Here is an 18,756-nt window from a genome sequence, read left to right as displayed (position 1 = left end):
GATGTTTCTCGCTTTCAAGGCTGAGTACTAATGTCCATAGGAAGGATATTTTGCAAGTCACGACTGGGTCGTTTCGTCCATGGCATGTACCCACTAGAACGGCGTGCCTAACGACGAAATTAACGCATGTGGGGCAAGATGAAATGATCCGTTGTCTAAGGGGGCGATGATTTAGTCAAAATTCAGCTTTATCTTCCTGATAGATCAAGGTCTTCATGGCAATCTGCGATCTCTTGATGCAAATACTCGACACGAGGTATCAGATCCTTTCGATCCCTGGGTCACTACATTTATCTTTCGCCACAGATTGATTCAACGGTGGCATCCATACCCAGTGCGCCGATTCAGCCAGCTCTTCAGCCACGACGCGGGCTCTCTAAAGACATCCTGTAGATGGGAGAACGTGGTGAATCGTGCCGACGGATCAAAAGTCAGTGCCATCTGCAGAACAGGCCAACAGTGTTTCGGAAAGTTCCGAGGCGCTTGCAGTTCATGATCAAGACGCTCTTTACGGGCCTGAGTTGAAGGTAAACGGTGGAACGGGTGTTTACCGCAGGCCAGCTCATAGATTACGCAAGCCACGGCGTATAGGTCGCTATTGACAGACAGTACTCCTCCCTCCAGTAATTCTGGAGCGGCATAACTTGGTGTCCAGGCGTTGAAGCGGCTGCGGCTCAGCTGTGGCAAGCCGGTCAGGATGCCTTCCTCGGTTTGGCTGAGACCGAAGTCGAATAGTCGCACACCGTCTTCGCACAGCATCACGTTGCTCGGCTTCAGGTCGCCGTGCAGCACACCGCGAGCGTGGCAGTACGCCAGGGCATCGAGCAGCGGTAACACCACATCGCGCAGCTCTTGCCACGGCAGGCCGGTGGGCCGCTCGCAGAGCAATTTGTCCAGGGTCAGGCCGCGCATCAGCTCCATGGTGATGAAGGCGCGCTGGCACTGGGTGTCCACCTCGAAGCTGTGCAAGCGTACGACGTTCGGGTGACGCAGGCGTCGAGCCAGGGCGAACTCACTGTAGAGCAAGGCGCTGGCATCCGGCGACTCGGAGAATTCTTCGGTCATGACTTTGAGCGCTATGTAAGGGTCGGGATCGCCGAACTGCTCATGCAGCAGATCCCGCGCGCGGTAGACCGCGCCCATGCCTCCGGCCCCGAGCAGGCGCTCGAGGCGGTAACGTCCGGCCAACACATCCGGCAGCTCGCCCACAGGTGCCGTGGGCTTGGCCTTGGAACGGCCCTTGGAGCGGTTGCGCCCCTTGCCTCTGGCCTTGGGCGCCACGGGACGCGGTGCCTCATTGGCTTTGGCGAAGGCGAAATAGGTCAGGTTGCTGGCCTCTTCCTCGCTCATCAGGATGTCATCCAGACCGGATTTGAAATGACTCATTGGCGGATCACCACGGCTGTCAGGTTGTCCCGTGCCGAGCCCCGCATGGCGCCGTCGAACAGACGTTCCAGCGCCACCTGCGGTGAAGCCAAGCTCAAGGCGTTGCCCAGCGCATCGCTGGTCAGCCCCTGGTACAGGCCATCACTGCACAGTAGGAAGGCATCGCCGGGGTAGACCTGCAGTTCCAGGACATCCAGGGTCAGTTGCTCGCTGGCTCCCACTGCCCGGGTCAGGGCATTGGCCGCCGGATGCGCCCGCGCCTGTTCGACGCTCATCTGTTGCTCGTCGATCAATTGCTGCTGCAGCGAATGGTCCTTGGACAGCTGGTACAAACGCTGCCCGCGCCACAGGTAACAGCGGCTGTCACCGGCCCAGATGCACGCCGCGCGGTTGCCTTCCAGCAACAGCGCGACCACGGTGCTGCCCATGATGCTGTCGTGTCGCTCGGCGGTGACGGTCAACTCCTGGCCCAGGCGCCGGTTGAGCCAGTGCAGGCACTGGCGCAGGCCCTTGAGCCGCTCGTCGAAACTGTCCTGCACCGGCAACTCGGCCATGCTGGCAACGATCAACTGGCTGGCGATGTCGCCACCCTGATGCCCGCCCATGCCGTCCGCGACCACCCAGAGCCCCTGCTCCGGACAGTCGAGGAAAGCATCTTCGTTGCGCGCCCGAACCTTGCCCGGGTCGGTGCGCGCAGCGCTGCGCCAGGTAGTGGCAACCACCATCAGAGCTGCACCGGCATGCGGAAGGTGCGCAGCACGCCCATGTCGAACGGGTTCGGCGTGCGCTGGCTCATCAGCAGATAGTTGGCGCGCAGGCCACCCACCTCAGCCTTGAGCACCAGCACGTCACGGCCAGTCAGGTACTCGGTCTGCATCAGGTCAAACAGACGAAACAGCGACCAGGGGCCGGTGCTCTTTTCGATTCCGATCGGGCGTCCGGCCATCTTGTCCAGCACCAGGCTGGTCCGGCCGTCTTCGGCATCGGTCGGCCACTTGAAAGATACCGGCACGATCGGGCCGTGACGGTATTCCATGGTCTTGTCGCCGAAACGGAACTCGGAACGGCTGACCGCCGGGTCCAGGGTGTACGGCTCCAGCTTGAACTGCACCTGCGGCTCCGCCGAGTTCTCCGAGAAGAAGCTCTGGCGGATCACCTGGGCCGCGGCCATCTGGTCGAGGTAGGCCTTGGACATCGGCAGGTTGTGGCCATCGATGCTGCGCAGGCGGTAGTTGCCCGGATCACCGCTGACGAAAGGCCGCATGTAGGTTTCAAAGAAGCGATCGGCGATGCCCTGGGCCTTGAAGAACTCGCGGAAGTCGCTGATGGCAACATCGCTGGTGCTGTGGGCGCTGAACGGATAACGCTTGCTGATGGCCTTGCCGTAGAAGCTGTACAGCTCGCTCTGATAACGCTGGTTCAGGTACTGGTAGGAGTCGTTGAGCACCAGGCGCCAGGTGTCTTCCGCCAGCACGTTGAACCACACACTCACCGGACGCGGCAGGCGCACCGAGGCGTTGCGCAGGTTGCTCAGCGCATCGCGCTGGCCGCTCATGCGGGTCTTGGCCATCTCGAACGCCGCCTGCTCGGGCGCGCTGGCACGGGCCAGGCCGGCCAGTTGCAGTTGCAGGTCGTTCAGCGCCTGCAGCGCCGGCGTCAGGTCCGCCGCCGGGCCGTTGTTGTCATCCAGCAGACGGTGCAGCGGCTCGAAGCGACGCTGCAGCGACTTCTTCGCGTTATCCGGCAGGTTCTTGGCCAGGGCTTCCTGAGCCTTGCCCGCGGCAACCGCCGCGACCTTGCCCAGCGCCCCGCCCTTCTCGGCTGCCTTGTCCGCCGCGGCGGTCACGTCTTCAGCGCTTTCGGCGATGGCCTGGAAGCGGGTGTTATCACGCACCTCCACCAGCAGTTGCAGCACCGGCGAGTTGGCCGAGGTCAGGCCGGCGACCTGATCGGCGCCTTCGCCGGCATCGTTGAACGGTTGCAGGCCAACCTGGCCGACCGCCTCACTCCAGTAGTTGGCGTAGTCGCGGAAGTACAACTGCTCGAGCGCCACCATCAGACGGCGCAGGTCCATACCGCTGATACCGCTGCCTTCACCCAGCACCCAGTTATCACGCAGGATATCGGTGACCAATGCTGCGCCCTGGACCGAGAAGTACTGCTGATAACCCTGCTGGGTGTAGAAGCCCGGGATGGCATAGTCGGTACCGAAAAACAGGTCGCCCTGCGACCCTAGGTGCTGGCTCAGACGGTACTCCGGCAGGCTCCGGCCCTGTTCGCGCAACACGCGATAAACCACGTTGGCCAGCGACTCGCTGCGCAGCACCTGGCGGGACTGGGCCACCAGTGTGTCGTTGAGCGGGTAGCTGAACGGCAGCTTGAGCAGACGTTCGAAGTGTGCGTTCAGGCCGTTCTGCACCGAGGTGTTGCCGGCGTAGAGCGTCGACCAGTCGGTGGCCACCCAGTCCTTGAGCCAGGACGGATCGCGACGATCCTGCATGTTCAGCATCAGGTAGGCCCGCAGGCTGTTGAGCAGACGGTCGCGGTCGCGCATGTTGGTGCGGATCTGCCCTTCCAGCATCTGCGCCACCCGTGGCAGCAGTTGCGCTTGCAACTCACGCTCGTAGGCGCTGAGCAACACCGGGTTGCTTTCTTCGCCCTGGTACAGGCCGAGACGTTCGCGCAGAGACACATCGCCCTTGGCCGGGAATACCTTGGTGGCTTCGAAGCTGGTGTCGAGGGTTCTGAGCGCCGCCATCGCGTCGTCGCGCGCGGTCAGGGACGTACGCTGCTGGCCCCAGTTCTGCGCCAGGGAACGCAGGTTTTCCAGGCGCTCGTAGTTGGCGGAAAAACCGCCGGCCCAGAGCAGGCCGAACACCGCCAGTGCCACCAGCGCGCCGAAGTACAGCGCACGCTGGCCCCAATGGATGCGATTGCGCTCGCGTTTGTCCAAGCCGGCCAGACCGGCCTCGGGAAAAATCACCCGGCTCATCAGGTGATGAATGAAACGCGAACGCCCGCTGCGCAGGGTCGGCAGAATGCCGGCCGCCATGCCCAGGCTGGCGCCGATGCTGGCAGTGTCGTGGTCGAGCTTCTCGGTCAGGTGCGGCGCGCTGGTCAGGTAGAAACCGCGCAGCTGGCTGGCCCGCTGGTAGCGGTTGCCGGTGAATGCCATGTCGACGAACAGGCACAGGCGCTCACCGATCTGCCCCAACTGGTGCGGGAGGTCGAGGATGCGACCACGGCGCTGGGTGTCGCGCTCCTGGTGCATGCGCATGATCACCTGGCTGTTCAGGCGCCGCAGCAGCTCTTCGAACTCCTGGCGCAGCACGGCGACGTCGGTGCCGTTCTGCTCCTTGCAGAAGCTGGTGCCGAGCACCTGATCGCTTTCCTCGCGGCTCATCTGATCGAAGAACTCGTCGAAGCCCAGCAACTGGTCGGCCTTGCTCAGCACCAGGTACACCGGCACATCGACGTGCAGCTTCTGGTGAACGTCCTGCAGGCGCGCGCGCACTTGGCGCGCCAGGGTGTCGAGATCCTGTTCATTGCCGCTCAGCAACAGTTCCACTGGAATGGTCACCAGAACGCCGTTGAGCGGACGCCCGCGACGGCGCTTGCGCAACAGGTTGAGCAAGGTGCTCCAGGCGCTGCCGTCGACTTCCGCGTCAGGCTGGGTCAGGTAACGGCCAGCGGTGTCGATCAGTACGCCGTGGTCGGCGAAGTACCAGTCGTAATGCCGGGTGCCGATGGTGTCGCGGGTCAGCTTGCGGTCGATCTTGTTGATCGGGAATTCTAGACCAGAGAAATCCAGCAGGCTGGTCTTGCCACTACTCTGCGGACCGATCAGCAGGTACCAGGGCAAGTCGGTGCGCCAGCGCTCGCTGCGTCCGCGATATAGGCTCGAGGTCTTGAGGGTGCGCATGGCTTCCTTGAAGCGGCTGCGCAGCTCTTTCTGTTCCTCGTCGATCAGCTCTTCACGATGCAGGCGTTCCTGGCCGTCTTCGCTGTCTTCCATTTCTTTCTTGCGGATCCCGGCGCGCCAGCTGACGAAGACCATGGTCAGGCCCCAGATCAGGAACAGCACGCTGATGGTCAGCAGGCGCGAGGTCGCGCTTTCCCAGAGCTTGTAGTCGTTGACCGCCAGCAGCGGCCCGACGAACCACACCAACAGTGCCACGAACAGCACCAGCAACAGCGTCCAGACCCACGTCTTGCGCAGGAAGGCGCCGATTTTCTTGAAGAAGTTTTTCATCACACGTCCCTGTATTACTGCTGGGGCTGGACCACGGCCGGGTCAAGCTTCTGATAAGGTTGCAGAACGGTCTCGCGCTGCTCGCCCAGAACCCAGGCGAACCCCGAATACATCACCACCAGGCAGACCACCGTGAACAGCGCGACCATCCACCACGGCACGATGCGCACCAGGTTGCGTCGTTTGTCGTGCAAGCCCTCCCAGTGCGGCGACAGCTCGCGCGGCACGTCGCCACGCAGCTGACGGATCTGCCGGTACAACGCATCGCGGATGCCTTCGAGTTCGAGCATGCCGCGGGCCATGACCCGGTACTTGCCCTCGAAGCCCAGCGACAGGCACAGGTACATCAGCTCTAGCATCGGCAGATGCTTGACCGGGTTCTTCGACAGTCGACCCAGCAGCTGGAAGAACTTCTCGCCACCAAAGGTCTCGTTGTGGAAGCTGCTGAGCAGGCTCATCTGCGACCACTCGCTTTCATTGCCCCAGGGGGTCGTGACCACCGCCTCGTCGACCACGGTGCACAACACGTAGCGGGCGGCCATGACCTGGCTGCTTTCGGCGCCGTTGTGCAGGGCGCGCACTTCGAACAGTTTCAGGCCCGCGGTCAGCCGCTCGTTGAGCGCGTACAGGTCTTCGCGGGTGTCGCTGTGCTTGAGGCGCACCACTTCCGACAACAGATCGGAGGCCGCCGCCACCAACGCGTTCAGGCTGATGTTGAAGGCCTCGGCCGGGCGCAAGCGCGCGGCGTAGATCATCCGTTCTTCCAGTTGCTCGAAGCGCGGCGGCGCGGCGAAATCGGTCAGCGGACTCTGCGCCGGGCCATGGCCCTGGCGATCGAGCAGGACGGTTTTGTCGTCCTGGTTGTGTTCCATGTCCTTGATCATGTCGGTCAGCTCCTGATGGCCCAGAATTTCAGTTCAAGCTCGGCGAATTCGCCGGACACATGGAAGGCGAAACCGCCGGAACGCTCCAGTTGCGCCAGGTCTTCGGAACTGAGTTCGAGGATGAAATAGGTTTTGTTGGAGTGGAACGCGATCTGCCGTGGCGCCACCGGCAACGGTTTGACCTTGATCCCGGGCAGGTGCAGGTTGACCAGCTGGCGAATACGCTCCACCGGGCCGACCTTGAGGTGCGCCGGCAAGCGATGGCGTAGTTCTTCGGAGTCGCAGTTGGCACTGGCGGCCAGGACGAACGAGGCCGAACCCAGCAGCTTGTGGTCGTGCAACGGCGACACGATGATCCCGTACTGACGCGCCTGCAGCTCCAGCTCGATGGCGTGCTGTTCGAGCACCATCGACAGCACCTGGCGGATCGCGTCCATCAACTTGCGGAAGCTCGCGCCCTGGTCGCTGTGCTGGTAGCGGCTGTCCAGGCGCGGCCGCTTGCTGTCACTGGCGAAAGTCGCCAAATCGCCGAGCATGGTCAGCAGCGTACGGTACAGCTCTTCCGGATGCACCTGCTCCAGGCCCAGGTAGTGGCGCAGCAGCAGCTCGGTGCGATTGATCAGTTGCAGCATCATGAAGTCGCCGACTTCGACACCGCCGACCTTGCCGTTGGAACGAATCCGGTCGGCAATGGTGTCGCCCCGGTGGCTAAGCATGCTGATCACTTCTTTCAAGCACGACAGCAGGTAGCTCGATGCATGGGCGTGGATGAAGGTCGGCACGAAGTCCGGGTCGAGGGTGATCACCCCGTCAGGCGTGGTATCGAGGACTTCGCAGAGCTTGAGCTTCACATAGGCCTGGTCGCTCTGTTGCTCGCCCAGCAGCAGACGGAAGTCCGGCCACGCACAGCTGACCTGGCTGCTGGATTCGTCGCCTGCGTTGGAGTCGGCCACTTCCGCCTCGTAGGTGGTGTAGCGCGCCAGCACGTCGGACTGCTCCGGACGGCGCGACTCGATGTGGTTACCGGTCACCAGCGGCAAGGCCAGATAGATCGGGGTATTGCCGGTGTTCGGCGGCACGTCGAGGGCCAGCGGCTCGGTGTTGCCGCCCAGTTCGAACAGACTGCCGTCGGGCAGGATGCCGGAGGCCTGGCTGATCACCAGCTTGCCCATGTTGAGGAACTGCAGGTCGATCTCCAGCCCCAGAAAACCCCAGGAATAACTGCCCAGCAACTGGGTGCGGGTTTTCATCTGGTAGTCGTAATAACGATCGTTGTGCTGGAAGTGCTGCGGGCGCAGCAGCATGCCTTCCTGCCAAATGACTTTATGCACGTTCATGATTACTTGTCCGCCTTGGCGAGCGTTGCATTGCTGGTACAGATACCGGCCTGGTCGAGGGTCAGATCGGCTTCGGTCAGCTCCACCGGAGTGAGCTGGACCACATAGCGCCACTGGGTTTCCGACAGGTCGCGGTAGGCCGCCAGCACGCCGACGTAGCGGCTGCCTTCTTCGACGCTGAGCTTGAGTTCCACGGTTTCACCCGGGCGCAGTTCCAGCTCTTCGCTGGCCACCATGTCCGGCGCCAGGGACTCCTTGGCGCGCTCGTAGAGGCTGAAGAAATCCGCGCTCTCGAAGGCCACCGGATGCTTGAGCTCGATCAGCCGCACCACGATCGGCGACGGACGACCGTTGAGGTCCGGGTTGAGCTGGTCGCTGGCGGTCAGCTTGATGTTCAGCTTGGTCATGGTCGAGTACGGCGACAGCGACGAGCAGCCGGCCAGCAACGCCAGGGCGGTCAGCGCAGCCAGCGTCTTGAGTAACAGGGTCGAGCAGCGAGACATGCGCATCATCCTTGGTGTTCGGTGTGAAGGGTGGAGATCAGCCGGATCTGTTCTTCGTAGGCCTGGGCGAAGTCACGGGCCAGCAGACGTTCGCTCCAATCATCGTCCTGACTCAGTGCCTTGTGGTAACGGTTGTAGGCTCTCCAGTGGCTGCCGGAAGTGGCCAACAGCGGCTTGTTGTCACGCTCGAAACGCAGGGTTAGCTGCTGTGGCGAGAAATGCTCGAGGGTGCCGCGCACGGCCGCGCGGCTGGCCGTCAACAGCGCCACCTGATGCGCCTGCAGATCGCGGAAGGCGCGGGAGATCGCCTGCTCGGCCGGCAACTGGGCGGGCTTGTTGCCCTGCAGCAGGATGCCCAGCGCTTCGCTGGCGTCCACGGCGAACTTCAGCGGGTTCTTACTGCCGCCCTGGGCGGCGGTCAGGGCCAGGCGCAGTTCGTTTTTCAGCTCACTGCGGGTACGCAGGTTCTGCTGCAGGCCGCCGATGCTTTGCTTGAGCAGACGCGCGGCATTGATCGCCAGGGCTTCGCGGCTGTCGTTATCGAGGCCTTTGAGATCCACCCCCAGCGCCGCGCTGAAATGCTCCCAGAAGCCTTCGCTCTGACGCTCCACCGGGGCCGGCTCGACGGCGACCAGCGCCTCGGGCTGCGCCACCAGTCCCGGCACCAGCAGGCTTTCCATGTCGATGCGCGCATAGTCCGCGCGCTGCGGTGGTTCCTGGCGCGGCGTGTTGAGCGCGGTCAGTTCGTCGATTTCCGAATACACCCGCTCCTGCTGGTCCAGCGCGTTGAGAGGGTCGAGGTCGAGGAATACGTCATCGGGAATGATGCTGCCAGCGGCTTGCGGACGACCGACCTCGGTGTCGAAGGTCGCCGAATCGCGCACCAGGCGCGCACGGATCTCGAAATCCCCCAGCACATAGACACTGCCGTGCTCGATACGCTGCGGCTCGCCCTTGCGCAGGCGTGCGCCGCTGTCGCTGGCCTGGATACCGTTGCTGCTGGTATCGGTGAGGAAAAACGTACCGCCGCGGTAGCTGACGATCGCGTGGTGATTGGACAGGTGGCGCTTGCGGTCCGGAATGATCCAGTCGCAATCCTCGCCGCGCCCGATCACGCCGCCGGCCTGCTTGAAGGTTTTGCTGCGCAACTCCGTGGGCACGAACTGCTTGGTGTTCAGCATTTCGAAAACCAGTTCCATGATGATGCTCCTTGCGCTCACTTGCCGCGATTGACCGCATGCGGATCACCCAATGGGCGATAGGTGTTGTCGTTGAATTTGTAATTGCCGCTACAGCCGCCGAGGCCGCTGAGAACGATCAGAGCCAGCAGGGCGGCTTGCCAGTGACGAACAGACATCAGAAGGTCTCCATGGGTAGACAATGCACAAAGCGCCGACCCTTGCGGGCGACGCTCCGAGAAACGAAAAAGGCGCTTGGGGAAGTCATGTCGCGCTAGCCCTCGAAGTCGCCGAGATTGATGTTCAGCCGCGCGAGGCGGTACAGCAGCGTGCGCCTGGGCAACCCAAGCTCGCGGGCCGCCAGGGTCTGATTGCCGTCGTTCTTGCGCAGGCAATCGAGCAGTAGATGGCGCTCGACCTTCTCCAGGCGCTCACGCAGGTTCAGCCCAGGTTCTTCCGGCAGCGCTTCGCTGCTCAGGGAGAAATGCTCGGCCAGCAGCTCGCCGCCTTCGCACAACAGCACCGCCCGCTCCACCAGGCCCTTGAGCTCACGCACGTTGCCCGGGAAGGTGTAGTTCGACAGGTGATTGAGGGCGGTTTCCGACCAGTTCACCGGGTCGCGCTGCAGGAAGGCGCAGGCCTTGTCGGCGAAGTGCCGGGCCAGGTCGAGGATGTCGCCTTCGCGCTGGCGCAGGGCCGGCAACTTGATCGGGAACTGCGCCAGACGGTAGTACAGGTCTTCGCGAAACTTACCTTCGCTGACCAGCACCGCCAGGTCGCGGTGGGTCGCGGCGATGATGCGCACGTCGATCTTGTGGGTGTCGTTGGAACCCAGCGGACGGATCTCGCCCTCCTGCAGCACGCGTAACAGCTTGGACTGCAGGGACAACGGCATGTCGCCGATTTCATCCAGCAACAGGGTGCCGCCATTGGCCGCATCGAACAGCCCCGGGCGGTCGCGATCGGCACCGGTGAAGGCGCCCTTGCGGTAGCCGAACAGCTCGCTCTCCAGCAGGTTCTCCGGGAACGCCGCGCAGTTCTGCACGACGAACACCTGGGAGCGCCGTGGGCCGTAGTCATGGATGGCGCGGGCCACCACTTCCTTGCCGGTGCCGGTCTCGCCGCGCAGCAATACGGTGTAGGGGCTGTGCAGAACCTTGCTGATCAGCTGGTAGGTCTGGCGCATGGCCGTGCTGTTGCCAATCAGCCCGTAACCACTGGCACTGACCGGGGTGCTGGGCACGGGTGCCGCGTCGCCCACCGGACGGTGCAGGCGTTGCAGCAGGTGCAGTTGCCCGAGCACGAACGAGCCCAACTGCCCCATGGAATCGGCGAAGCCCTGAAGGTCGACATGTTCACGGCTGGCGCACAGCAACAGACCTTCAACGGCCTTTTGCGTATTCACCAGCGGCACGCACAACAGCGACTGCCAGGGTGTGTCCTGGGCCGGCAGGAAGCTGGTTTCGTGCAGGCTGCCACTCAGCCCCACCAGGCTCACCACGCGGTTCTGGCACAGGGCGAATTGCAGCAGCTGCTCACCGTTGTAATCCGCCGGCAGGCTCGCCGCTTCCCGCGGTTGCAGGATGCCGCCCAGACATTCGGTGCTCAGGCCCAGTCGGGTATGGGTGGCATCCAGCAGGTACAGCTGGCTCAGCTCGCAACCGCTGAGCGCGGCCACCCCGCGCACGAAATCGCCCAGCAGCGCGCCACCGTCGGCCACCCGGGACAGGCTGGCGAACTGCGCCAGCAGCGCCTCGGCGTAGATCAGTGGTTGCGGTACACGAGTGAACATCACACCCACCTCAGGCGAACTCGCAGGTCACGCCGCCGCTGCTGTCGAGCGTCGCGTGCACGCGCTTGAGGTTCTCGCCGGTGGCCATGGCATCCAGCAGGCGGTCGGCCACCAACGGCAGTACATGCAGGTCGAGCAAATGGTCGATCAGGCGCGCGCCGCTTTCGCTCTGGGTGCAGCGCTCGGCCAGGTGATCGACCAGGTTCTGGCAATGAGTGAAATCCAGCTGGCGACGGTTCAGGCGCTCGCCCAGACGGCCCAGTTTGATTTCGATCAGCTCGCGCAGGACCGGGCCGCCCACCGGGTAGTACGGCACCACGCGCATGCGCGCCAGCAGCGCTGGCTTGAAGTGCTTGCTGAGAACCGGGCGGATGGTCTCTTCCAGGGTCTCGGCGCTCGGTCGCTCGCCGTTCTCGCACTGCGCGCTGATCCGGTCGCTGGCCAGGTTCGAGGTCATCAGGATCAGGGTATTGCGGAAGTCGATCTCCCGCCCTTCGCCGTCGTTGGCCACGCCCTTGTCGAAGATCTGATAGAACAGGTTCAGCACGTCCGGGTCGGCTTTCTCGACCTCGTCGAGCAGCACCACCGAATAGGGTTTCTGCCGCACCGCCTCGGTGAGCATGCCGCCCTCGCCGTAGCCGACATAGCCTGGCGGCGCACCGATCAGACGCGACAAGGTATGCTTCTCCTGGAACTCGGACATGTTGATGGTGGTGATGAAACGATCGCCGCCGTACAGCAGGTCAGCCAGGGCCAGGGCGGTTTCGGTCTTGCCGACGCCGCTCGGGCCCACCAGCAGGAATACGCCCACCGGAGCATCCGGCTTGTTCAGGCCAGCGGCGGTGGCGCGCATCGAACGGTCCAGCGCGTGCACCGCTTGTTCCTGACCGCGAATCCGCGTCCGCAGGTCGGTGGCGAAACTCGCCACCTTGGCATTGTGTTCACGGGCCAGTTGCGCCAGCGGCACGCCGGTCCAGGCGCTGATCACTTCGGCCACCAGCCGCGGGCAGACTTCGAAACTGACCAGACGCTCCTGACTCTGGGCATCGCTCAGGGCGTGATGGGTTTCGTTAAGGGCGGCTTCCAGCGCCTCGACGCCCTGCCCCTCTTCCACTTCGGCGGCGAGGGTTTCGATCACCGTGCCTTCGGCGCCCTCTTCCACCGACACCAACGGTGGCTGGTTGGCCGCTTCGCGGGCCTTGGCCAGTTGCTGGCGCAGTTCGAGCAGACGCTCAGCCAGGGTGCGCTGTTCGCTCCACAGGGTTTCCAGGGTTTGCTGCTCGGCCGCGGCTTCTGCTAGACGCGTCTTCAGAGCGTCCAGTGCCTCCTGGTCGATCGCCAGACCGGCTTCGGCATCGCGGCGCAGCGCCTGAAGCTGGCGGTTACCTTCGGCCAGTTCGCCACGCAGGCGTTCCAGGCTCTCCGGTGCCGCCGCCAGACTGATGCGAACCCGCGCACAGGCGGTGTCAAGAACGTCCACCGCTTTGTCCGGCAGTTGCCGGCCGGCCAGATAACGGGCCGACAGTTCGGCCGCGGCCACCACCGCATCGTCGCGCAGGTAGATACCGTGGCTCTTCTCGTAGACCTGGGCCAGGCCACGCAGGATGGTCACCGCCTCGCTGACCGTCGGCTCATGCAGCTGCACCGCCTGGAAGCGACGGGCCAGGGCCGGGTCTTTCTCAAAGTACTTCTTGTACTCGGCCCAGGTCGTGGCAGCAATGGTGCGTAACTCGCCACGGGCCAGGGCTGGCTTGAGCAGGTTGGCCGCGTCGGAACCGCCCGCGTTACCGCCCGCACCGATCAGGGTGTGGGCTTCGTCGATAAACAGAATGATCGGCTTCGGCGAGGCCTTGACCTCGTCGATCACGCCTTTGAGGCGGCGCTCGAACTCACCCTTGACGCTGGCACCCGCCTGCAGCAGACCCATGTCCAGCGATAGCAGCTCAACGCCCTTGAGCACCTGCGGCACTTCACCGGCGGCGATGCGCGAGGCCAGGCCTTCGACCACGGCGGTTTTACCGACGCCGGCTTCGCCGACCACAATCGGGTTGTTCTTGCGGCGACGGGCAAGGATGTCGACCATCTGGCGGATCGCGCCATCACGGCACAGCACCGGGTCGAGCTTGCCCTCGCGTGCCTGCTGGGTCAGGTTGTGGGTGAAGCGCTGCAACAGCGACTCACCCGGCGCCGGCGGTTTGCCGCTGGCCGGCTCGTCCTGCTGCGACAGGGCGAAATCCTTCAGGCGTTCGATGTTCAGCTTGGCCAGCAGCGGCTGGTAACGGCTACCGGCGTAACGCATCGGGTTGCGCAGCAGCGCGAGGATCAGCGCCGCCTGCTCGACCTGGCTCTGACCGAGTTCGAGGTTGGCCACCAGCAAGGCATCCTGCAGCCATTGCACCAGCTCAGGTGCGAACACCGGGTTGCGCGAGGCGCTATGTTCTACCCGCGACTGCAAGGCCGCGCTCAGCTCGCCGGCGTCCACTTCGGCGTCCTGCATCGCGCGTGCGAGCAGACCCCGCGGGCGCTCCAGCAGCCCCAGCAGCAGGTCTTCGACCAGGATTTTACTGCCACCCCGGGCGACGCAACGTTCGGCGGAGCTTTCCAGATCACGACGGGTTTCGGCGTCCAGCGCCTGGATAAGTTGCTGCAGGTCTACGTTGATCATGCCATCTGTCCTTAATGAATTTTATTGCCCAGGGTGACCACGCCGTCCGCGCGTTCGCGGCCGAGCCAACTGGTCCATCCGAGGCGACAGGCGTTCTGCTCACCGATGCGCAGTTCGCGGATTTCTTCCTGGCGCAGGACCAGGCGAATGTCGTAGTCCAGCGGGTCACGCAGGGTGAACCGCACCAGCGCGCAAAGTGGCTGGTAACCGAAACCGATCGGCAGGAATTCGTGGAAGCGTTGCCAGTCCAGCTGGCGGATATGAATGCGGAACTTGCCGCATCGGTCGCGCACCCGCTCGCCCAGCACCAGGTCTTCGCCGAGCTGGCTGTTGGCGCGGCCCAGCCGGTTGCATTGCTCTTCGAGAATCTCTACCCGGCGCTCGATGCACTGCTCGATCACCAGGTCCGCATGCTTGAAGTAGTAACGCAGCACGGCCTCGATCAGCGCCGCCGAGTGGGCACGCAGGCTGAGCAGGCCGAGGTACGGTAGCAGGCGCTTCCAGTTCAGCTCCTTGGCCTTGCGGATGTCTTCGCCACCGAGGCCGATCAGGGCGAACAGCTGGGCGGAAAACGGGTCGAGCGCGCCGCTCTTGAAGCTGGCGCGGTAACGGTACTTGCGCCAGATCGGCAGCATCAGCCGCTGCAGGCGATGGTGGAACAGATCGAGGAAGTTGCGGGTCGGGTTGCCGTCCTCGCTGTCGCCCAGGGCCTGTTCACCGTAAAACGCCGGCAGCGGCGAGCCGGAGCCGAACAGCCCGATCAGGTTGAAACGCAGGCGCGCGCGCATCTGCCCGTGCTCTTCGAAAAACTCCACGCGATCGACGTCGCTGCCAGGGAAACCCAGGCTCGGATTGGCCTGGAATTCCAGCTGATCGTAGAGATCCTCCTCGCTCAGGTCCGGATGGGAATCGCGCAGCCGGTCCACCACCAGCAGCACGGCCTGAAACAGCGAGTACTCGCGGATGACCCGGGTCAGCCCGTTTAAAGCAAGGGCTGAAGACCCATACGTGGTGTCCATTGGTACACCTCTCCCTGTGTACTTTTTACCCGCAGCTCGTGGTACGAGTTGAGACTGGCGTAAAGAGCGAAAAACTCGTTGAGTACCGAGGCGAACACAAACATGTCGCCTTCGCCGATATAACCTTCCGGATCGATGGTCAGCTCAGTGCGCAAACCACGCATCGGCAAGCCCCGATGCAGCCTGTCAACATGCTCGTGGCGGATCGACTTGAGCCCGCCCAGCAGGCGCTTGCTGACCTTTTCCAGGTGCTGGTCGTAGTAGCGCGGCAGGTCGTAGGTTTCGAGGATCACCTTGAGCGCATCGACGTTGGCCAGCGACAGATAGTTGAGCGACATGTTGCTGATCAGCTTCCACAGGAAGTCGCGATTCAGCGGTGGCGCGTAACTCGAGGTGGCCGGGGTGATATTGCGGAAACTGAGGAATTCCGGGGTTTGCGCGCACGCCTGGTTGATCTCGCCGAGCTTGAGACGACGCGGCAGGTTCTGGTTGGTGCAGGTCAGCTCGATGGACAGGGTTTCGTGGGCCTCGGTGTGGTGGATGCCAAAGCTCAGGTAAGTGTCCAGGCCGTCGTGTAGCAGCGAGGAACGCTGGCGGATGCTGTAGTGCGGGCGCCTTTGCGAGACGTCGAAACTCGGGTCGTGCTCGAAGGACTCGAACGGCACATATTCCTGGTAACCCAGGCCGCCGGGTTTCCAACCGGTCACGGTTTCCACCGAGAACACGCCACAGTTCTCCAGGTCGTACTCGGCCGGCAGCAACAGGTATTCGTCCTGCTTGCCGTCGAGGCGAATCGGCAGGGCATCGTGCTTGAACAGGTTGGCGATCGGCGTGCAATACAGCTTCACGTTGTCCAGGGTCGGCCGCAGGCGTTGGATGCCGCTCTTGCGAATGTCGAAGCGCACTTCCAGGCCGTGCATCTGCTTGAGGGTGTCCTCCGGCAGCGACTTGAGCAGGTCCAGGCCGTTCAGGTCGACGAACAGGAACTTGTCCTGGAACGCGAAATACTCCTGCAAATAGCGATAGCCGCGGAAGGTGTTCAGCGGATACGGGATCAACGCCTCTTCTTCGGCAAAACCCACCGGCTGCACGCGGTTGCCCGGCATCTTGAACGACATGGCGTCGCCGCTGACACCCGGGGACGGCTTGCCGTCCATGCCCAGCGGCACCAGCTCGATGCCTTCGAGGTTGCGCAGCAGGCTCAGGTAGAGCATCTGGCTGATGTAGCGCTCGCCCGCCAGGTGCAGGCGCAGACGGCTCAGGTTCAGCTCGCCGAGATGGCCGTCGCAGCTCATCTCCAGGCGCAGGCTGAGTAGCGCGCCGTCGCCTTTCACCGAGTAATTCAGCGCCGTCAGGTTCAGCGGCAGGACTTCGGTCGGGTAGCAGGTGCGGAAACGGCAGCGCACGTCATCGATGAGCTCGCTCTCCACCGGTGTATCACGCGCCACGCGCAGGGCCGGCCCGGACTGCTTCAGCGGGTCGAACTGTAGAATGCTGAACGCCGGCAGCGGCCGCATGTAGTTCGGCCACAGCAGATGCATTAGCGAGTGGCTCAGCTCCGGTAACTCGTCATCGAGTTTCTGTCGCAGACGACCAGTGAGGAAGGCGAAACCTTCGAGCAGGCGCTCCACATCCGGGTCCCGCCCAGCCTCGCCGAGAAATGGAGCCAACGCCGGACTACGCTCGGCGAAGCGGCGACCTAGCTGGCGCAGCGCGGTGAGTTCGCTTTGGTAGTAGTGGTTGAAGGACACTTCGGGCTCCCTGCTTTTCGTGCTTGTTAACGTTGTGAAGTCAGTAGCATTAGCAACGACGCGCTTTTGGCTAACATCGTCGTCGGCTTAACTGACCTTGACCTGTCCGCTACCATCCAGGCGCGCAGTAAAACGGACCTGGCGCTTGAAACCATCAACTTCCAGCAGGCCTTCAATGTTGAAGGACAAGCGAAGCTGATCGTGATCACGCGGCAGGGGAACGACACGCACATTGCTCAGACGCGGCTCATAGGCTTCGATGAAGTTTTCGATGGCCAGACGAGCCTGGCTCAGGGCGTCGTGCAGACTCAGGCGCATGTCGTTGAGATCAGGCAGCCCATAATCGGACAGCGTCTGCACGCTGCCCGCACGCGTGCTGAGCATCATGTCCAGATGGGCAGCCACCGAAGCCATGGCGGAAACCTCGCGGCTCCAGCCGATACGTTTGTCGGCTTCGCCACTCAGGCGTTCGAAAAGGCTGCCGTATCCGATCATGACTTAGCTCCTGGTTACTCTTTGTCCAGCTTGCCAACCAGCGACAAGGTGAAATCGGCCCCCATGTACTTGAAGTGCGGACGCACGTTCAGGCTGACGCGGTACCAGCCCGGCTCACCTTCCACATCGCTGACGATGATCTGCGCGGCGCGCAGCGGACGACGGCCACGAACTTCTGCACTCGGGTTTTCCTGGTCGGCCACGTACTGACGGATCCACTTGTTGAGTTCCAGTTCGAGGTCGGTACGTTCTTTCCACGAACCGAGTTGCTCGCGCTGCAGCACTTTCAAGTAGTGAGCAAGGCGGTTGACGATCATCATGTACGGCAACTGGGTGCCGAGCTTGTAGTTCAATTCAGCCGTCTTGCCTTCCGCACTGATGCCGAAGAACTTCGGCTTCTGCACCGAGCTTGCGGAGAAGAACGCCGCGTTGTCACTGCCTTTGCGCATGGTCAGGGAGATGAAACCTTCCTCGGCCAGTTCGTATTCACGACGGTCGCTGACCAGGACTTCGGTTGGAATCTTGGTTTCGATTTCGCCCATGCTTTCGAAGTGATGCAGCGGCAGGTCTTCTACCGCGCCACCGCTCTGTGGGCCGATGATGTTCGGGCACCAGCGGAACTTGGCGAAGCTGTCGGTCAGCTTGGTACCGAACGCGTACGCGGTGTTGCCCCACAGGTAATGCTCGTGGCTGTTGGCAACGGTTTCCTTATAGACGAAGGATTTGACCGGGTTCTCTTCTGGATCGTACGGGTTGCGCAACAGGAAGCGCGGCACGGTCAGGCCGATGTAGCGCGAGTCTTCCGACTGGCGGAAACTCTGCCATTTGGCGAATTGCGGACCTTCGAAGTGATCTTTCAGATCCTTCAGGTCCGGCAGGCCGGTGAAGCTTTCCAGGCCGAAGAACTTCGGACCGGCCGCGGCGATGAATGGCGCGTGGGACATGCAAGCAACGCTGGACACGTACTGCATCAGCTTCACGTCAGGCGAGCTGGGCGACATGAAGTAGTTGGCGATGATCGCGCCGACCGGCTGGCCACCGAACTGGCCGTATTCAGCGGTGTAGATGTGCTTGTACAGGCCGGCCTGCATTACTTCCGGCGAATCTTCGAAGTCGTCCAGCAGGTCCTGCTTGGAGACGTTGAGGATTTCGATCTTGATGTTTTCGCGGAAGTTGGTGCGGTCGACCAGCAACTGCAGTCCACGCCAGGCCGACTCCAGGGACTGGAAGTCTTTGTGGTGAAGTATTTCGTCCATCTGGCGGCTGAGCTTGGCATCGATCTCAGCGATCATGCGATCAACCATGGCCTTCTTGACCGGTTCACCGTCATTTTGCGGCTTGAGCAGCTCTTCGATGAAGGCCGACACACCGCGCTTGGCGATGTCATAGGCTTCGTCGTCCGGCGTCAGGCGGGTTTCGGCAATGATGCTGTCGAGAATACTGTACTCGCCGTTCTCATTGTTTTTCTGTTGTGCTGCACTAGTGCTCATAGTA

14 protein-coding genes are annotated in these 18,756 nt (G+C 62.8%); all 14 read right to left on the bottom strand.

Annotated elements, in window-relative coordinates:
* Positions 1-312: 312 nt before the first annotated feature.
* The 14 genes from NVV94_RS10755 to tssC all read right to left on the bottom strand — a co-directional run bounded on the left by NVV94_RS10755 (position 313) and on the right by tssC (position 18,752).
* On the bottom strand, positions 313-1,386 hold the full coding sequence (locus NVV94_RS10755; RefSeq protein WP_258447137.1) for a serine/threonine-protein kinase: 1,074 nt from the start codon (positions 1,384-1,386) through the stop codon (positions 313-315).
* The gene (locus NVV94_RS10750; RefSeq protein WP_258447136.1) at positions 1,383-2,111 is read right to left on the bottom strand and encodes a PP2C family serine/threonine-protein phosphatase; all 729 of its coding nucleotides are present in this window, start codon (positions 2,109-2,111) and stop codon (positions 1,383-1,385) included. The genes NVV94_RS10755 and NVV94_RS10750 overlap by 4 nt, the downstream gene beginning before the upstream one ends.
* A complete protein-coding gene (gene tssM, locus NVV94_RS10745; protein ID WP_258447135.1) occupies positions 2,111-5,638 on the bottom strand; it encodes a type VI secretion system membrane subunit TssM in 3,528 nt (1,175 codons plus the stop codon). The genes NVV94_RS10750 and tssM overlap by 1 nt, the downstream gene beginning before the upstream one ends.
* Before the next feature lie 14 nt (positions 5,639-5,652).
* A complete protein-coding gene (icmH, locus tag NVV94_RS10740) occupies positions 5,653-6,522 on the bottom strand; it encodes a type IVB secretion system protein IcmH/DotU (RefSeq protein WP_258447134.1) in 870 nt (289 codons plus the stop codon).
* Positions 6,523-6,527: 5 nt separating this feature from the next.
* Positions 6,528-7,859 (bottom strand): type VI secretion system baseplate subunit TssK, encoded by a 1,332-nt coding sequence (tssK, locus tag NVV94_RS10735; RefSeq protein WP_258447133.1) that lies wholly within the window; start codon positions 7,857-7,859, stop codon positions 6,528-6,530.
* A gap of 2 nt (positions 7,860-7,861) precedes the next feature.
* Positions 7,862-8,362, bottom strand: coding sequence for a type VI secretion system lipoprotein TssJ (tssJ, locus tag NVV94_RS10730; protein WP_258447132.1), 501 nt, complete (start codon positions 8,360-8,362; stop codon positions 7,862-7,864).
* Between the two features lie 5 nt (positions 8,363-8,367).
* Positions 8,368-9,561 carry a type VI secretion system-associated FHA domain protein TagH gene (gene tagH / locus NVV94_RS10725; protein WP_258447131.1) on the bottom strand — a complete coding sequence of 398 codons (1,194 nt, stop codon included), beginning with the start codon at positions 9,559-9,561 and terminating at the stop codon, positions 8,368-8,370.
* A gap of 17 nt (positions 9,562-9,578) precedes the next feature.
* Positions 9,579-9,719 carry a type VI secretion protein gene (locus NVV94_RS10720; RefSeq protein WP_258447130.1) on the bottom strand — a complete coding sequence of 47 codons (141 nt, stop codon included), beginning with the start codon at positions 9,717-9,719 and terminating at the stop codon, positions 9,579-9,581.
* Positions 9,720-9,814: 95 nt separating this feature from the next.
* Positions 9,815-11,332, bottom strand: coding sequence for a sigma-54-dependent Fis family transcriptional regulator (locus NVV94_RS10715; RefSeq protein ID WP_258447129.1), 1,518 nt, complete (start codon positions 11,330-11,332; stop codon positions 9,815-9,817).
* A 10-nt stretch (positions 11,333-11,342) separates the two neighbouring features.
* Positions 11,343-13,997 (bottom strand): type VI secretion system ATPase TssH, encoded by a 2,655-nt coding sequence (gene tssH, locus NVV94_RS10710; protein ID WP_258447128.1) that lies wholly within the window; start codon positions 13,995-13,997, stop codon positions 11,343-11,345.
* Between the two features lie 11 nt (positions 13,998-14,008).
* Entirely contained in the window at positions 14,009-15,016 is a 1,008-nt protein-coding gene (gene tssG, locus NVV94_RS10705) for a type VI secretion system baseplate subunit TssG (RefSeq protein ID WP_258447127.1), read from the bottom strand.
* Positions 14,980-16,767 (bottom strand): type VI secretion system baseplate subunit TssF, encoded by a 1,788-nt coding sequence (tssF, locus tag NVV94_RS10700; RefSeq protein ID WP_258447126.1) that lies wholly within the window; start codon positions 16,765-16,767, stop codon positions 14,980-14,982. Before tssF ends, tssG begins: the two co-directional genes overlap by 37 nt.
* Positions 16,768-16,854: 87 nt before the next feature.
* Entirely contained in the window at positions 16,855-17,262 is a 408-nt protein-coding gene (gene tssE / locus NVV94_RS10695) for a type VI secretion system baseplate subunit TssE (protein ID WP_258447125.1), read from the bottom strand.
* Between the two features lie 14 nt (positions 17,263-17,276).
* Complete coding sequence (tssC, locus tag NVV94_RS10690; protein ID WP_258447124.1) at positions 17,277-18,752, bottom strand: type VI secretion system contractile sheath large subunit; 1,476 nt, start codon at positions 18,750-18,752, stop codon at positions 17,277-17,279.
* Positions 18,753-18,756 lie beyond the last annotated feature (4 nt).

The sequence above is a fragment of the Pseudomonas sp. LS1212 genome (assembly GCF_024741815.1).
Taxonomy (GTDB): Bacteria; Pseudomonadota; Gammaproteobacteria; order Pseudomonadales; family Pseudomonadaceae; genus Aquipseudomonas.
Note: the sequence above shows the minus strand (reverse complement) of the source record. Positions and strands in the feature narration are given on the sequence as shown.

What these genes read in the sequence shown, in the direction of transcription:
- NVV94_RS10755 (WP_258447137.1), bottom strand. Translation starts at nt 1,386, where the DNA reads ATGAGTCATTTCAAATCCGGTCTGGATGACATCCTGATGAGCGAGGAA.
- NVV94_RS10750 (WP_258447136.1), bottom strand. Translation starts at nt 2,111, where the DNA reads ATGGTGGTTGCCACTACCTGGCGCAGCGCTGCGCGCACCGACCCGGGC.
- tssM (WP_258447135.1), bottom strand. Translation starts at nt 5,638, where the DNA reads ATGAAAAACTTCTTCAAGAAAATCGGCGCCTTCCTGCGCAAGACGTGG.
- icmH (WP_258447134.1), bottom strand. Translation starts at nt 6,522, where the DNA reads ATGATCAAGGACATGGAACACAACCAGGACGACAAAACCGTCCTGCTC.
- tssK (WP_258447133.1), bottom strand. Translation starts at nt 7,859, where the DNA reads ATGAACGTGCATAAAGTCATTTGGCAGGAAGGCATGCTGCTGCGCCCG.
- tssJ (WP_258447132.1), bottom strand. Translation starts at nt 8,362, where the DNA reads ATGTCTCGCTGCTCGACCCTGTTACTCAAGACGCTGGCTGCGCTGACC.
- tagH (WP_258447131.1), bottom strand. Translation starts at nt 9,561, where the DNA reads ATGGAACTGGTTTTCGAAATGCTGAACACCAAGCAGTTCGTGCCCACG.
- NVV94_RS10720 (WP_258447130.1), bottom strand. Translation starts at nt 9,719, where the DNA reads ATGTCTGTTCGTCACTGGCAAGCCGCCCTGCTGGCTCTGATCGTTCTC.
- NVV94_RS10715 (WP_258447129.1), bottom strand. Translation starts at nt 11,332, where the DNA reads ATGTTCACTCGTGTACCGCAACCACTGATCTACGCCGAGGCGCTGCTG.
- tssH (WP_258447128.1), bottom strand. Translation starts at nt 13,997, where the DNA reads ATGATCAACGTAGACCTGCAGCAACTTATCCAGGCGCTGGACGCCGAA.
- tssG (WP_258447127.1), bottom strand. Translation starts at nt 15,016, where the DNA reads ATGGACACCACGTATGGGTCTTCAGCCCTTGCTTTAAACGGGCTGACC.
- tssE (WP_258447125.1), bottom strand. Translation starts at nt 17,262, where the DNA reads ATGATCGGATACGGCAGCCTTTTCGAACGCCTGAGTGGCGAAGCCGAC.
- tssC (WP_258447124.1), bottom strand. Translation starts at nt 18,752, where the DNA reads ATGAGCACTAGTGCAGCACAACAGAAAAACAATGAGAACGGCGAGTAC.